Source organism: Neotabrizicola sp. VNH66 (genome assembly GCF_049445895.1).
In the GTDB taxonomy this organism is placed as follows: Bacteria; Pseudomonadota; Alphaproteobacteria; order Rhodobacterales; family Rhodobacteraceae; genus Pseudogemmobacter.
This window is the reverse complement of record NZ_JBMSDW010000005.1, coordinates 153491-165747: the sequence shown is the minus strand read 5'-3', so window position 1 is coordinate 165747 and position 12257 is coordinate 153491. Positions and strand designations below refer to the sequence as shown.

Sequence of the window (12257 nt, the reverse complement as noted above, 5' to 3'; positions counted from 1 at the left end):
TTTCGTGTGATGTAACAAGTGCCCGGCCACGCCTTGCGCGTGGCCGGTTTTCTTTGGGAGACCAGACTGGGCAGGGCGTGGATCACATACCGCGATCCGGTCACCCGGGCCTCAGTCTCCGACGCCGCAGACTTTCCGGCCATTTTCTTTCCGGCATCCGTCGCCCCCAAAACCTGCCGCCCCGCCGGTTCCGGGAAGCGGGGTCGATCCTTTACCCACCCCGCGGCGGACCACCGTCTCACCGTCCCCGCTCTCATCGTCCCCGGTGGCGGGCTGGCCCGCGTCATCCCCATCGGTCCCGATCCCCGCGGCCGCCCCGGCTTCGGATCCCGGTTCCGCAGCAGCCCCCGCCTCGCCGCCGGGGGTAGCACCCGCGGCCGCGGCCTTGGCCTCCTCCTCCTGCCGGGCGGTTTCCGCAGCGGCCCGCTCCCGCGCGGCGGCAGCCTCGGCCTCATAGGCGGCCCGCTCCTCCTCCTCCAGCGCAGAGGCCAGCACGATCACCGGAACCTCGCCCATGCCGGGCACCGAGCGCACCACATCGGCTGCCATGGCGGGCACATGCAGCGTCTGGAACAAAGGCAACAGCGCCAGATCCGGCAGACCGGCAGGCGCTGTCACCCGCAGATGCAGCTGTCCGCCGATATCGCCCACAAAGGCCCGCACCGGCGATCCGGCCGGCAGCCGCACCTCGCGCACCTCGAAACCGCGCACCGTCATGAAATCCTGCGACGGGATGGCCATGGTCCGCATTTCCAGCTCGAACTTCACGCTCATCGCCATGAAGCTGGTGAAAACGCTGTCCGGGTAGCGCACCAGTTCAAAGACCACCAGCGCGCCTTCGGGGCTGACATAGGCCTGCCGCGCCTGCTCCAGCCCCTTGCCGCGGTTTTCCTGCAACGCATCGGCAGCCAGTTCCAGATCCTCTCCCTTCAGGCCAGACCCCAGAACCGCGGTCACATCCTGCGGGGTCAGGGCGCGCGTGGTCCAGCCTTCGGGCGGTCTGGGCAGCATGGCCGTCAGTTCGGTCGGCATTGCGCCCGTTTCCGCGCCGCGGTCGGGGGTGCCGACGATCTCGACCAGATTGATCCAGCCCATGACATAGGCGCCAAAGCCGATCTCGCTTTCGCCCATGGCGCGGGCGGCGCGGTTCGACATCGTGTAGTCGAACGCCATATAGCCCAGCACCGGAATGGCCGAGAGCACCAGACTGACCAGAAACAGAAGACCGCGCATGCCGCACTCCGCCGGAAATTCCCGGCTGCGATGCCATGGGATTGGGGCCGCGTTGCGGCGGGGCGGCGGCGGAAAAGCGCGTCTGCAAACGGGCCGCCCGAAATGCGGCCGCCGCCAGTCCCGGGGTGTCAGCCGCGGCGGAACCGCGCCGCCAGTCCGGCCACCGCGAATGAGGCCGCCGCGGCCACGATGATCGACGGCCCGGCCGGCGTGTCCTGCCAGAGGGACAGCCGCAATCCCGCCAGCACCGAAAGCGCACCGATCGCCACCGCGCCCAGAGCCATCCCCTCGGGACTGCGGGCCAGCGCACGGGACGCCGCCGCCGGAATGATCAGCATGGCCGCGATCAGCAGCGCCCCCACAACCTTCAGCGCGACGGCGACCACCACAGCCAGCGCAAGGACCAGCACCAGCCGCTCGCGGTCCGGACGCAATCCGCTGGCATGGGCAAGATCCTCATTCAGGGTCGCTGTCAGCAGCGCCTGCCAGCGCCAGACCAGAAGCCCCGCCACAGCGATGGCACCGCCCCAGACCAGTACCAGATCCTGCCGCGACACCGACAGGATATCGCCGAAGAGATAGGCCGACAGATCGGTGCGCACCGCCGGGAAATAGCTGACCGCCACCAGCCCGAAGGCCAGCGCGGAATGCGCCAGAACCCCCAGTGTGGTGTCCATGGCCCAGCCCCGGGCGGCCAGCGTGGCCACCGTCACCGCCATGGCCAGCGCCACGACCAGCGTTCCCGCCGCAACCGGCAGATCGGTGGCCAGCGCCAGCGCCACCCCCAGAATGGCGGCATGCGAGGTGGCATCGCCGAAATAGGCCATCCGCCGCCAGACGACAAAGGCGCCCAAAGGTCCGGTGGCCAGCGACAGCCCCACCCCCGCCAGCCCGGCGCGGACCAGAAAATCATCCAGCATGATGGTGCGGCCCGTGATGATGGTCGTGGGGATGATCATGGCCGCAGTGATGGTCCACCGGGCCGGAATGATCATGGTCATGCACATGACGATAAAGCGCCAGCGCCCCCTGCGTGCCCATCCCGAACAGCGCGCGGTATTCCGGCGCGGTCGAGACGACCTCAGGCGTGCCTTCGCAGCAGACATGGCCGTTCAGGCAGATCACCCGGTCACTGGCCGCCATCACCACATGCAGGTCATGGCTGACCATCAGGACGGCACAGCCGGTCTCTGACCGCACCTCCTCGATCAGCCGGTAGAAGGCCGCCTCGCCCGGCTGGTCCAGGCCCTGCGTCGGCTCGTCCAGCATCAGAATCTGCGGCCGGGCCAGCAGCGCCCGCGCCAGCAGCGCCCGTTGCATCTGCCCGCCGGACAGGGCCGCCATCTGCAGACCGCCCTTTCCCTCCAGCCCGACCCGGGCCAGCGCCGCCCCTGCCGCCGCATCCGGCACACGGACGGGCAGCGACAGGAACCGCCGCAGGGTGATGGGCATGCTGCGGTCGATGGTCAGCCGCTGCGGCACATAGCCGATGCGCAGACCCGGCGCGCGGGTCACCTGCCCCTCCTGCACCGGCAGGATGCCCAGAAGCGCCCGCAGCAGCGTGGATTTCCCGCTGCCGTTCGGCCCGAGGATCGTGACGATCTCCCCCTCCGCCACCGAAAGCGAGACATCGTGCAACACCTCCGCCCCGCCCAGCCGGACGCAGATCCGTTCCGCCGAAATCAGGCTCATGCCGCGCCCATCCGGCAAGCGGGACACAGGCCAAGCGCCTCGACCGTCGACCGTTCAACGACAAAGCCCACCGCGGCGGCCGAAGCCTCCAGCGCGGCGCGGACCGGCGCGCCGGGCGCCTCGGCCACGGCATTGCAGGACCGGCAGATCAGGAAGGCCGGGGCATGGTCTTCGCCCGGATGCATGCAGGCGGCAAAGGCGTTCAGCCGGCGGATGCGGTGGACAAGCCCCTGCTCGGCCAGAAACTCCAGCGCGCGATAGGCCACCGGCGGCTGGTTGCCAAAGCCTTCTGCCGCCAGCCGTTTCAGCACATCATAGGCGCCCATGGCGGTATGGCCTTCCAGCAGGATTTCCAGCACCCGGCGGCGGACCGGGGTCAGCCGGGCGCCGTTCTCGCGCGCCAATGCCTCGGCCCGCGCCAGCACGTCTTCGCTGCAATGGGCATGGTCATGGGCGCTGAAGGCCGCACCGGGGCTTTGGCAGCCCGGGCAATCCGCCCCGCCATCCCCGTGGGCGGCATGGTCATGATGGTGCATCCGTCACCCCTTGACGAGTTATGATATTACATACATAGAGCATCCGCCCCAAACGGAAAGGCCCGACATCATGCGTTATATCATATCCGCTTTGCTGACCAGCACTGCCCCGCTTGTTCTGGCCCCTGTCGTTCTGGCCCCCACCCTTCTGGCCACCGCCGCACAGGCCGAAGTGCCGAAGGTGGTGACCGACATTCCGCCAGTCCATTCCATCGTGGCGGCGGTCATGGGTGACTTGGGGCAGCCGGTGCTGCTGCTGGACAAGGGGGCCTCCGAACACCATTTCCAGCTGCGCCCCTCGCAGGCAGCCCAGCTGTCAGAGGCCGGTCTGGTGGTCTATGTCGGCCCGACGCTGACCCCTTGGCTCGCGGCGCCGCTGGCCTCGCTGGGCAACGGGGCGGCACAGCTGGAACTGCTGGCGGTGCCGGGCACCCATCTTCAGGACTATGGCGCCACCAGCGAAGATCACGACGGGCACGACCACGCCGAAGAGGCCGGTCATGACGACCATGATCATGATGCCGAAGCGGATCAGGCCGGCCACGCGGACCATGACCACGAAGGCCACGACGATCATGAGGATCATGACCACACCGGCACCGATCCGCATGCCTGGCTTGACCCGGCGAATGGAAAGCTCTGGGCCGGGGCCGTCGCGGCAGAACTGGCGCGGCTGGACCCGGAGCATGCGGCGACCTATGCCGCCAATGCCGCCGCATTGACCGCCGCCATCGACGCGGCCGATGCCGCGGCCACTGCCACCCTGACCCCGGTGAAGGACAGGCCTTTCGCCGGGTTCCACGATGCCTATGGCTATTTTGCCGGGCATTACGGGCTGGCCATGGCGGGCGCCGTTTCGCTGGGTGATGCCACCACGCCGGGCGCGAAACACATGGCCGACCTGAAGGCAAAGGTCAGCGCGGGCAAGATCCTGTGCCTCTTCCCCGAGGCGCAGCATGACCCCGCGCTGCTGGAACAGCTGGCGGAAGGCACCGGCGTGCGCATCGGCGGGGCGCTGGACCCGGTCGGCGCCACGATGGAGCCCGGGCCCACACTTTACAGCGACCTGCTGACCGGCACGGCCGGGACGCTGGCCGAGTGTCTGGGTCAATAACCGTCGCATTCTGGCGCGGTGACGGCAGAAACCGGGGCGAATCCTAGGACCACGGCCTGTTTACCCCAAGGCAGGCCCGCCGCCCTATCCCGGGCATCCTGAGGCGAGGGCGCAGGCCCGAGCCGAGGCAAAAGCAATGCGGGCAGGGCCGTCATGGCCCCGCCCGCGCCATGTCACAGGCCCTGCAGCGTCAGATCAGGCCCTGCTTGCGGAACAACGCCTTCACATCGCCCTCGGGCCGGGCGCCGAAATGGCCGATCACCTCGGCCGCGGCAACGCAGCCCATCCGGCCCGCCACCTCCAGCCCGGCACCCGTGGCCAGCCCGTAGATGAAGCCCGCGGCGAACTGGTCACCCGCACCGGTCGCATCCACCGGCACCACGCGGTTCACCGGCACCACCACCTGCTCGTCCCCGCGGACCACGATGACCTCGTTGCCGGACCGGGTGCAGACCACCAGCCCGGCATCCGCCGCCGCCTGCTCCAGCGCGGCCGACAGGTCGGTCTGGTAGAGCGAGGCCCATTCGTGCTCGTTCCCGATGACGTAATCCAGTTCCTTCACCAGACGGCGAAAGCTGTCGCGATGGCGGTCCACGCAGAAGGGGTCGCTGAGGGCGATCCCCGCCTTGCCGCCACCCGCCCGCGTCAGCCGCGCCGCCTTTTCAAAGGCTTCCTTGCCCTTGTCCTTGTCATAGAGATACCCCTCAAGGAACAGGATCTGCGCGTGACCGGCCACGCTGTCGGACACATCCTCCGGCCCCAGTTCCGAGGAAATCCCCAGATAGGTGTTCATCGACCGCTCGCCGTCGGGCGAGACGAAGATCATGCTGCGCGAGGTGGGCAGGTCGCCGCCATGCACCGGCGGGTTCACGAAATCCGTGCCCTCGGCCGCCATCGACTGCGCATAGAACCGCCCCAGGGCATCGTCATGCACGCGACCTATGAAGGCCGTGGACAGACCAAGTGCACCCACCCCCGCCACTGTATTGGCGACCGATCCACCGGGGGCCTGCCGCCGGTCCTTCATCGAGCCATAGAGCATCTCGCCCCGCTCGCGCTCGACCAGCTGCATGATGCCCTTTTCGATCCCCATCAGGTCCAGAAAGCTGTCATCCGCGGTGGACAGCACGTCCACAATGGCATTGCCGATGCCGACAACCTGATAGGACTTCATGTCTTCTCCTCGAACAGGCACCAGTCCCGGATCGGGCAGATGCCGCATTTGGGTTTGCGCGCGATGCAGATATACCGGCCATGCAGGATAAGCCAGTGATGCGCATGCTGCTGGAACTCGGCCGGAACATTGTCCTCGATCGCCCGCTCCACGACAGCCTCGTCCTTGCCGGGGCAGATGCCGCTGCGGTTGCCCACGCGGAAGATATGGGTGTCCACCGCCTGTGCGGGAATCCGGAACCACATGTTCAGGACGACATTCGCGGTCTTGCGTCCCACGCCGGGCAGCGTCATCAGCGCGGCCCGGCTGGAGGGGACCTGACCGCCATACTCATCGATCAGCCGCTGGCTGAGCTTGATGACGTTCTTCGCCTTGTTGCGATAGAGGCCGATGGTGCGGATATGTTCGATCAACCGCTCTTCGCCCAAGGCCAGCATCTTCTCCGGCGTATCGGCCAGCTGGAACAAGGCATGGGTGGCGCGGTTCACGCCCTTGTCGGTGGCCTGCGCCGACAGCGCCACCGCCACCAGAAGGGTGAAGGCATTGACGTGATCCAACTCACCCTTCGGCTCCGGCTCCGTCTCCTGGAACCGGGTGAAGATGGCGTGCATCGCGGAATAGGGCAGCTGGCGGACCATGCCCCCTTTTGCCAGCGGCTTGGCAGGCTTGCAACCGGGGCGATCGGTCTCAGGGCGGAGGCAGGGCCGGATCCGTCTTGCAGGCGGCAAGCGGCCTTTCGACCAGGCGGTCGATCGCGATGACCTGGCCCGATCCGGGCGGGCCGAAGCGGCCATCGGCGCAGGCACAGCTGTAGCCATAGCTTGCGCCATCGGTGATCAGGACGCCCGCATGGTCGTAGCGGGCACGGTCGTCGAAGGCAGGACTGTAGGCGTCTTCGAACCCTTCGGCCGGGGCGCTGCCCTGGCGCGATATCCACCAGTCATCATCGGCATCGACCAGCAGCACATTGCCGGGGCCGGGATTGTGATACCAGCCGCAGCGCCGCTGCTTCTCTGCCCGGGCCGAATGCGGGGCGGCGGTCACGGCAGCCAGAAGCAACAGGGCGGCAAGCGGGGGGCGGGACATCGGCGGGTCTTTCTGCGGGTCGCCCGCCAGCAAGCATGGCAGGCACGGCTGGCTCAAGCCCGGAAAACCGGATGCGCAGAATCCGGATGCGCAAAAGCCTATGCGCAGAAATCGGGTCGCAGGCGCGCAGGCGCCGGCCTATCTTCGGCGGGCCAGGGAGAATTGCCATGACCGACCAGAGCCCCAGTTACCATTATTCCGTCATCGGCCGCGCCCTGCGCGAGATCGACGCCGCAGGACCCGGCCTGTCGCTGGAGGATCTGGCCGCCCGCATGGGGATGAGTGCCGCGCATTTCCAGCGCACCTTCAGCCAGTGGGTCGGCGTCAGCCCGAAGCGCTATCAGCAGTATCTCTCCATCGGCCATGCCCGCCGCCTGCTGGCGGAGAAGCACACCCTGCTGTCCGCCACCCATGAACTGGGCCTGTCCGGCACCGGTCGCCTGCATGACCTGTTCCTGACGTGGGAGGCGATGTCGCCCGGCGATTATGCCCGTGGTGGTGCGGGGCTGACGATCTTCTGGGGCTGGTTCGAAAGCCCCTTCGGCCCCGCCCTTGTCATGGGCACCGACAAGGGCATCTGCGGTATCGGCTTTGCCGATGAAATCGGGGCCGAGGCCGCCATGGAGGATCTGGTCTCGCGCTGGCCGAAGGCGACTTACGTCGAAGATCCCATGATGCTGCGGCCCTGGGTGCTGTCGGCCTTCGGCAGCGGCGGCACCACACCGCTGTTCCTGATCGGCGCACCGTTCCAGATCAAGGTCTGGGAGGCGCTGCTGGCCGTTCCTTCCGGGCAGGTGACCACCTATTCCGAGATCGCCGGGGCCGTGGGCCATCCGGCCGCACAGCGCGCCGTGGGAACCGCGGTCGGGCGCAACCCGATCAGCTTTCTGATCCCCTGCCACCGCGCCCTGCGGCGCGACGGGGGATTGGGCGGGTATCACTGGGGCCTGCCGCGCAAGCGCGCGATGCTGGCCTGGGAGGCGGCGCGGGCCGAGGCTGAAGCGGCGGACCGCACAAAAGCGTGACCGGATCTGTGGCCGGCGGAACACTGCCCATGGTTTTCCGCCCCTGTCCCGGAACCGGCCGCAATGATATAGGTTCCCCCAAGCCCGGTGCAACGCGGGCCGGTATTCCTTTGGCAGCGAGCTTAAGATGCAAAAGAAACTCATTGTGCTGGCTCTGGCCGGCGTGACCGCCCTGGGCGCCTGCGTGGACCCCTATGCCTATCCGAACGACCCGAACGCCCGGCAGAAGCAGGGCGCTGTCATCGGTGCCCTGACCGGCGCGGCCATCGGCGCGTCCTCGGGCGATGACAAGCTGGAAAAGGCCGCCATCGGCGCCGTGATCGGCGGCATCGCGGGCGGAGCGATCGGCTACAACCTTGACCAGCAGGCGGCCGAACTGCGCGGCCAGCTGTCGCCCGGCATCACCGTCACCAACCGCGGCGATTATCTGGTCGTGAACATGCCGGAATCGCTGCTGTTCGCCACGAACAGCGCGACCGTCAGCGCCAGCCTGACCCGCGACCTGAAGTCGGTCGCCTCCAGCCTGCTGAAATATCCGAACAGCCGGATCGAAGTGATCGGCCACACCGACAACACCGGGGCCGCGGCCTATAACATGGATCTGTCGCAGCGCCGGGCCTCTTCGGTCGCGTCGATCCTGCTGGGGTCGGGCGTGCCCTCGGCCCGTCTGACCGCCTATGGCCGTGGCGAGGATCAGCCGATTGCCTCGAACCTGACGCCGGAGGGCCGCGCGCAGAACCGCCGCGTGGAAATCATCATCCGCCCGACCAACTGATCCGGCGGATCACGCCTTGCGGGGGCCGTGGCACAGCCGCGGCCCCCTTTTTCATTGCCAGCCCCGGAATCGTGGTCATAAATGCGGACCAATTTCTGCCCAATTTCTCCGCAGGTGCGCGATGCCGTTCAGGAAAGTCCAGCCAGAGAAGCTTTCGGCCACGGTGGTGCGGCAGATCGAACAGCTGATCCTGCGCGGCATCCTGCGACCCGGTGAACGCCTTCCGGCCGAGCGCGATCTGGCGGAACGGCTGGGCGTTTCGCGCCCCTCGCTGCGCGAGGCGATTGCCGAGCTGCACGAGGGTGGCCTTCTGGTCAGCCGGGCCGGCGCCGGGGTCTTTGTCGGCGACGTGCTGGGATCGGCCTTCTCGCCTGCGCTGATCCGGCTGATGAACGGCCATGACGAGGCCGTCTATGATTACATCAGCTTTCGCCGCGACATGGAGGGTCTTGCCGCAGAGCGGGCCTCCCGCCTCGGATCGGACTACGATCTGCAGGTCGTCGATGCCATCTTCCGGAAGATGGAGGCCGCCCATCTGAAGCGCGACCCCACCGATGAGGCGGAGCTGGACGCCCAGTTTCACATGGCCATCGTCGAGGCCAGCCATAATGTCATCATGCTGCACATGATGCGCTCAATGTTCGAATTGCTGAAGCAGGGCGTGTTCTACAGCCGCCAGATCATGTTCCGGAACCGCATCACCCGCGAACAGCTGCTGGATCAGCACCGCGCCATCAACACGGGCCTGCAGGCCCGCAATGCGCAGGCGGCCCGGGCCGCGGTCGAGCGGCATATGGATTACGTCGAACAGGCCCTGACCGAACAGGTCCGGGCCGAGCGGAACGAGGAAGTGGCCCGGCAGCGGCTGGAACATGAACGGGGACGCTGACCCCAGCATATGAAAAAGCCCCGGACCTTGCGGACCGGGGCCTTGTTTCTTGCGGCAGGCCGCGATCAGTGCAGGCGTTCCGCCACCTGATCAATGGCCGCGTCGATCGAGGCTTTGGCGCTGGCCGCGGTCGATTGCTTGGCCAGCACTTCTGCCGCCGCAGCGACGGCAACCCCCACCGCCCGCTCGCGCACTTCACGCAGCGCGCTACCTTCGGCCGAAGCGATCTGCTCTTCCGCAGCGGTCAGGCGACGCGCGATGGACAGCTTCAGGTCTTCCTTGGCCTTCAGCATGGCCGCGGTTGCCTCATCCCTGGCCGAGGCCACGATGCGGTCCACCTGCTCCTGCACTTCCTTCTGCTTGCGCTCATAGGAGGCGAGGATGGTCTTGGCCTCTTCCCGCAGGGCGCGGGCTTCGTCCAGTTCTGCCTTGATGGTCGCGGCGCGCTTGTCCAGGAGCCCCGCCAGCTTCGACGGGATCTTTGCATAAAGCAGGATGCCCACGAAGACGAGGAAGGCCACCAGCACAACGAAATCGGTGTTGCGCAGCGAGAAGAACGGGCCGGAGGCCGCCAGCGCGGGGCTGGCGATCAGCGACAGGAGAATGGAAAGCTTCTTCATCGCCTTACCCTTTCACCCGGGCCGTCACGGCCGCGTCGATGGCTGCCGCATCCGCCGAACCGCCCAGATAGCCGACGAGTTCCGCCGCGGTGTCCTTGGCAACGGCCTCCACCGCCTCCAGTGCACCAGCCTTGATCTCGGCGATCTTCTTTTCGGATTCCGACGCCTTGGCCGAAATCTCCGCATCGGCCTTAGCTGTCGCGGCATCCAGTTCCTTCTGGATGTCGGCCTTGGCCGCAGCGACGATCTTTGCCGCTTCCGTCCGCGCCGTGGCCAGCGCGTCGTTATAGACCTTTTCCGCCGCCAGCGCCTTCAGCTTCAGCTCTTCAGCCGCCGCCAGATCGTTGGTGATGGTGCCCTTGCGTTCTGCCAGCACCGCGCCGATGCGCGGCAGGGCGATCTTCGCCAGGATGAAATAGATCACGACGAGCGAGACCAGAAGCCAGAAGATCTGGTTCGGGATCCAGTCGGCGCAAAGCTGCGGCATGCCGATGGCGCCGCCGTGTTCGTTCACGCAGAGGCCCGCGGCTTCTTCGAGAACGGGAATGGGATCAGTTGCCATGTCGTCTGTTCTCCGTCGGACCCTTCAGGTGGCGGAAGGGCGCCGGGGTTCCCCGGCGCCGATCCACGCGAACTGTCGGATGTCCGATCAGACGGCGAACATCAGCAGGAGCGCGATCAGGAACGAGAAGATCCCGAGGGCTTCGGCGAAAGCGATACCCACGAAGAGGTTCGCGGTCTGGCCCGGTGCGGCCGAGGGGTTGCGCAGGGCGCCGGCAAGGAAGTTGCCGACGATATTGCCCACACCGATGCCGGCACCGCCGAGACCGAAGGCAGCAAGGCCAGCGCCGATGTATTTGCCGAGCAGAGCGAGTTCGCCTTCCATGTCGTGTACTCCTATAGGGTTGGAATGGCTGAGATTTAGAAACCGACCTTAGTGGTGGGCATCGCCCACCGCGTCCTTGAGGTAGACGCAGGTCAGAATGGTGAAGACATAGGCCTGAACGAAGGCCACGAGCAGTTCTAGCGCGTAGATCGCCGTGGCCGCGCCGATCGCCACCGGGGCAACCACAGCCATCGAAGCGAAGCCCGCGAACACCTTCAGCACGGCGTGGCCGGCCATCAGGTTGCCGGCAAGACGGATGGAGTGCGACACGGGGCGCATGACGTAGGAGATGATCTCGATCACGGCCAGCACCGGGCGCAGGGCCAGCGGAGCGGAGGAGACCCAGAACATCGCAAAGAAGCCCAGACCCTTGCGGGCGATCCCGATCAGCGTGACGCCGAGGAAGACCAGAAGCGCCATGACCGCCGTCACCCCGATATGCGAGGTGGTGGTGAAGCTCATCGGCAGCAGACCCAGCAGGTTCGACAGCAGGATGAACAGGAACAGCGTCATGACATAGGGGAAGTATTTCACACCGTCATGACCGGCGACCTCTTCCACCATATTGTGGATGAAGCCGTAGAAGACTTCGGCAATGGACTGCATGCGGGTCGGGATGATGCCGCGGTTGCGGGTGGCCAGCACGAACAGACCGAAGATGCACAGGATGGCGATGCCCATCCACAACGTCACGTTGGTGGGGGTATACCACTCCACCGGACCATGCCCGGAGAGCGGTTTGATCAGGAACTGATCCATCGGATGGATCGCGAAGCCTGCGCCTTCTGCCGCGTGTTCTTCGGTGCCCGTCGCCACGTCCGTTACCTCTTGTCCCCGGCGGCGTCTGCCGCGTTATTCCCTGCGGCACCCAGTGCCGCCGCCTGCTCTGCGGCGGCCTCGGCCATCCGCTTCGCCTGCATCTCTTGTGCGGTGCGCATCATGCTGCGCACCCCGGCCGCAAAGCCGAACAGGCAAAGGATGATCAGGAAGACGGGCAGCGTGCCGAACAGATAGTCCAGCCCGTAACCGATGCCCACGCCCACGATTATGCCGGACGCCAGCTCGATCACCATCCTCCAGGCCATCTCGCCCTGCGAGAAACCTTTCGCCATCGAGGCGGCCTTCGGTTTCGGCTTTTCCTGCAACTTTGCCAGCCGCTCTTGCAGCGCGCGCAGTCGTTCAGGATCGGGTTCCGAAGCCATCAGGCCCCCTTTCGGCGGTCACCGG

General features: G+C 66.7%; 16 protein-coding genes. 4 read left to right on the top strand and 12 right to left on the bottom strand.

Translation table 11 applies throughout. From position 1 onward, the window contains the following. Positions 1-111: 111 nt before the first annotated feature. The 4 genes from ACO2Q5_RS09465 to ACO2Q5_RS09450 form a co-directional block, all read right to left on the bottom strand. On the bottom strand, positions 112-1233 hold the full coding sequence (locus tag ACO2Q5_RS09465; RefSeq protein ID WP_423290275.1) for a hypothetical protein: 1122 nt from the start codon (positions 1231-1233) through the stop codon (positions 112-114). A 128-nt stretch (positions 1234-1361) separates the two neighbouring features. Beyond that, on the bottom strand, positions 1362-2153 hold the full coding sequence (locus tag ACO2Q5_RS09460) for an iron chelate uptake ABC transporter family permease subunit (protein ID WP_423290553.1): 792 nt from the start codon (positions 2151-2153) through the stop codon (positions 1362-1364). Continuing rightward, positions 2143-2925, bottom strand: coding sequence for an ATP-binding cassette domain-containing protein (locus ACO2Q5_RS09455; RefSeq protein WP_423290273.1), 783 nt, complete (start codon positions 2923-2925; stop codon positions 2143-2145). The genes ACO2Q5_RS09460 and ACO2Q5_RS09455 overlap by 11 nt, the downstream gene beginning before the upstream one ends. After that, on the bottom strand, positions 2922-3461 hold the full coding sequence (locus ACO2Q5_RS09450; protein WP_423290271.1) for a Fur family transcriptional regulator: 540 nt from the start codon (positions 3459-3461) through the stop codon (positions 2922-2924). Before ACO2Q5_RS09450 ends, ACO2Q5_RS09455 begins: the two co-directional genes overlap by 4 nt. Before the next feature lie 70 nt (positions 3462-3531). Here ACO2Q5_RS09450 and ACO2Q5_RS09445 point away from each other — a divergent pair, with 70 nt between their 5' ends. Continuing rightward, the gene (locus ACO2Q5_RS09445) at positions 3532-4575 is read left to right on the top strand and encodes a zinc ABC transporter substrate-binding protein (protein ID WP_423290269.1); all 1044 of its coding nucleotides are present in this window, start codon (positions 3532-3534) and stop codon (positions 4573-4575) included. 190 nt (positions 4576-4765) lie between these two features. Here ACO2Q5_RS09445 and ACO2Q5_RS09440 read toward each other — a convergent pair whose 3' ends face one another. Genes ACO2Q5_RS09440 through ACO2Q5_RS09430 form a run of 3 tightly spaced genes read right to left on the bottom strand, consistent with a single transcriptional unit; the run spans position 4766 to position 6835 of the window. Further along, complete coding sequence (locus tag ACO2Q5_RS09440; RefSeq protein WP_423290267.1) at positions 4766-5749, bottom strand: adenosine kinase; 984 nt, start codon at positions 5747-5749, stop codon at positions 4766-4768. After that, positions 5746-6387 (bottom strand): endonuclease III, encoded by a 642-nt coding sequence (gene nth, locus ACO2Q5_RS09435; protein WP_423290265.1) that lies wholly within the window; start codon positions 6385-6387, stop codon positions 5746-5748. The genes ACO2Q5_RS09440 and nth overlap by 4 nt, the downstream gene beginning before the upstream one ends. A 49-nt stretch (positions 6388-6436) precedes the next feature. Continuing rightward, positions 6437-6835, bottom strand: coding sequence for a DUF4087 domain-containing protein (locus ACO2Q5_RS09430; protein ID WP_423290263.1), 399 nt, complete (start codon positions 6833-6835; stop codon positions 6437-6439). Between the two features lie 167 nt (positions 6836-7002). Here ACO2Q5_RS09430 and ACO2Q5_RS09425 point away from each other — a divergent pair, with 167 nt between their 5' ends. The 3 genes from ACO2Q5_RS09425 (at position 7003) to ACO2Q5_RS09415 (ending at position 9524) form a co-directional block, all read left to right on the top strand. Then, positions 7003-7860, top strand: a complete 858-nt coding sequence (locus tag ACO2Q5_RS09425) for a methylated-DNA--[protein]-cysteine S-methyltransferase (RefSeq protein ID WP_423290261.1) — start codon at positions 7003-7005, stop codon at positions 7858-7860. Positions 7861-7987: 127 nt separating this feature from the next. Further along, positions 7988-8635: an OmpA family protein gene (locus ACO2Q5_RS09420; protein ID WP_423290258.1), complete on the top strand. Its 648-nt coding sequence runs from the start codon at positions 7988-7990 to the stop codon at positions 8633-8635. 121 nt (positions 8636-8756) lie between these two features. Next, positions 8757-9524: an FCD domain-containing protein gene (locus ACO2Q5_RS09415; protein WP_423290256.1), complete on the top strand. Its 768-nt coding sequence runs from the start codon at positions 8757-8759 to the stop codon at positions 9522-9524. Positions 9525-9589: 65 nt separating this feature from the next. Here the strand turns inward: ACO2Q5_RS09415 and ACO2Q5_RS09410 are convergent, their stop codons facing one another. The 5 genes from ACO2Q5_RS09410 to ACO2Q5_RS09390 all read right to left on the bottom strand — a co-directional run bounded on the left by ACO2Q5_RS09410 (position 9590) and on the right by ACO2Q5_RS09390 (position 12232). Further along, complete coding sequence (locus tag ACO2Q5_RS09410) at positions 9590-10144, bottom strand: F0F1 ATP synthase subunit B (RefSeq protein WP_423290254.1); 555 nt, start codon at positions 10142-10144, stop codon at positions 9590-9592. Between the two features lie 4 nt (positions 10145-10148). Continuing rightward, positions 10149-10706 carry a F0F1 ATP synthase subunit B' gene (locus ACO2Q5_RS09405; protein ID WP_423290252.1) on the bottom strand — a complete coding sequence of 186 codons (558 nt, stop codon included), beginning with the start codon at positions 10704-10706 and terminating at the stop codon, positions 10149-10151. 87 nt (positions 10707-10793) lie between these two features. Continuing rightward, positions 10794-11030: a F0F1 ATP synthase subunit C gene (locus ACO2Q5_RS09400; protein ID WP_423290250.1), complete on the bottom strand. Its 237-nt coding sequence runs from the start codon at positions 11028-11030 to the stop codon at positions 10794-10796. A gap of 48 nt (positions 11031-11078) precedes the next feature. Beyond that, the gene (locus ACO2Q5_RS09395; protein ID WP_423290551.1) at positions 11079-11789 is read right to left on the bottom strand and encodes a F0F1 ATP synthase subunit A; all 711 of its coding nucleotides are present in this window, start codon (positions 11787-11789) and stop codon (positions 11079-11081) included. Positions 11790-11851: 62 nt separating this feature from the next. Further along, positions 11852-12232, bottom strand: coding sequence for an AtpZ/AtpI family protein (locus tag ACO2Q5_RS09390; protein ID WP_423290248.1), 381 nt, complete (start codon positions 12230-12232; stop codon positions 11852-11854). Positions 12233-12257: the final 25 nt, after the last annotated feature.

Bases quoted from the DNA above. Each gene is read 5' to 3' on its own strand.
- ACO2Q5_RS09390 (WP_423290248.1), bottom strand. From the start codon at position 12,232: ATGGCTTCGGAACCCGATCCTGAACGACTGCGCGCGCTGCAAGAGCGG.
- nth (WP_423290265.1), bottom strand. From the start codon at position 6,387: ATGGTCCGCCAGCTGCCCTATTCCGCGATGCACGCCATCTTCACCCGG.
- ACO2Q5_RS09430 (WP_423290263.1), bottom strand. From the start codon at position 6,835: ATGTCCCGCCCCCCGCTTGCCGCCCTGTTGCTTCTGGCTGCCGTGACC.
- ACO2Q5_RS09465 (WP_423290275.1), bottom strand. From the start codon at position 1,233: ATGCGCGGTCTTCTGTTTCTGGTCAGTCTGGTGCTCTCGGCCATTCCG.
- ACO2Q5_RS09420 (WP_423290258.1), top strand. From the start codon at position 7,988: ATGCAAAAGAAACTCATTGTGCTGGCTCTGGCCGGCGTGACCGCCCTG.
- ACO2Q5_RS09445 (WP_423290269.1), top strand. From the start codon at position 3,532: ATGCGTTATATCATATCCGCTTTGCTGACCAGCACTGCCCCGCTTGTT.
- ACO2Q5_RS09425 (WP_423290261.1), top strand. From the start codon at position 7,003: ATGACCGACCAGAGCCCCAGTTACCATTATTCCGTCATCGGCCGCGCC.
- ACO2Q5_RS09440 (WP_423290267.1), bottom strand. From the start codon at position 5,749: ATGAAGTCCTATCAGGTTGTCGGCATCGGCAATGCCATTGTGGACGTG.
- ACO2Q5_RS09450 (WP_423290271.1), bottom strand. From the start codon at position 3,461: ATGCACCATCATGACCATGCCGCCCACGGGGATGGCGGGGCGGATTGC.
- ACO2Q5_RS09405 (WP_423290252.1), bottom strand. From the start codon at position 10,706: ATGGCAACTGATCCCATTCCCGTTCTCGAAGAAGCCGCGGGCCTCTGC.
- ACO2Q5_RS09395 (WP_423290551.1), bottom strand. From the start codon at position 11,789: ATGGATCAGTTCCTGATCAAACCGCTCTCCGGGCATGGTCCGGTGGAG.
- ACO2Q5_RS09410 (WP_423290254.1), bottom strand. From the start codon at position 10,144: ATGAAGAAGCTTTCCATTCTCCTGTCGCTGATCGCCAGCCCCGCGCTG.
- ACO2Q5_RS09460 (WP_423290553.1), bottom strand. From the start codon at position 2,153: ATGCTGGATGATTTTCTGGTCCGCGCCGGGCTGGCGGGGGTGGGGCTG.
- ACO2Q5_RS09415 (WP_423290256.1), top strand. From the start codon at position 8,757: ATGCCGTTCAGGAAAGTCCAGCCAGAGAAGCTTTCGGCCACGGTGGTG.
- ACO2Q5_RS09455 (WP_423290273.1), bottom strand. From the start codon at position 2,925: ATGAGCCTGATTTCGGCGGAACGGATCTGCGTCCGGCTGGGCGGGGCG.
- ACO2Q5_RS09400 (WP_423290250.1), bottom strand. From the start codon at position 11,030: ATGGAAGGCGAACTCGCTCTGCTCGGCAAATACATCGGCGCTGGCCTT.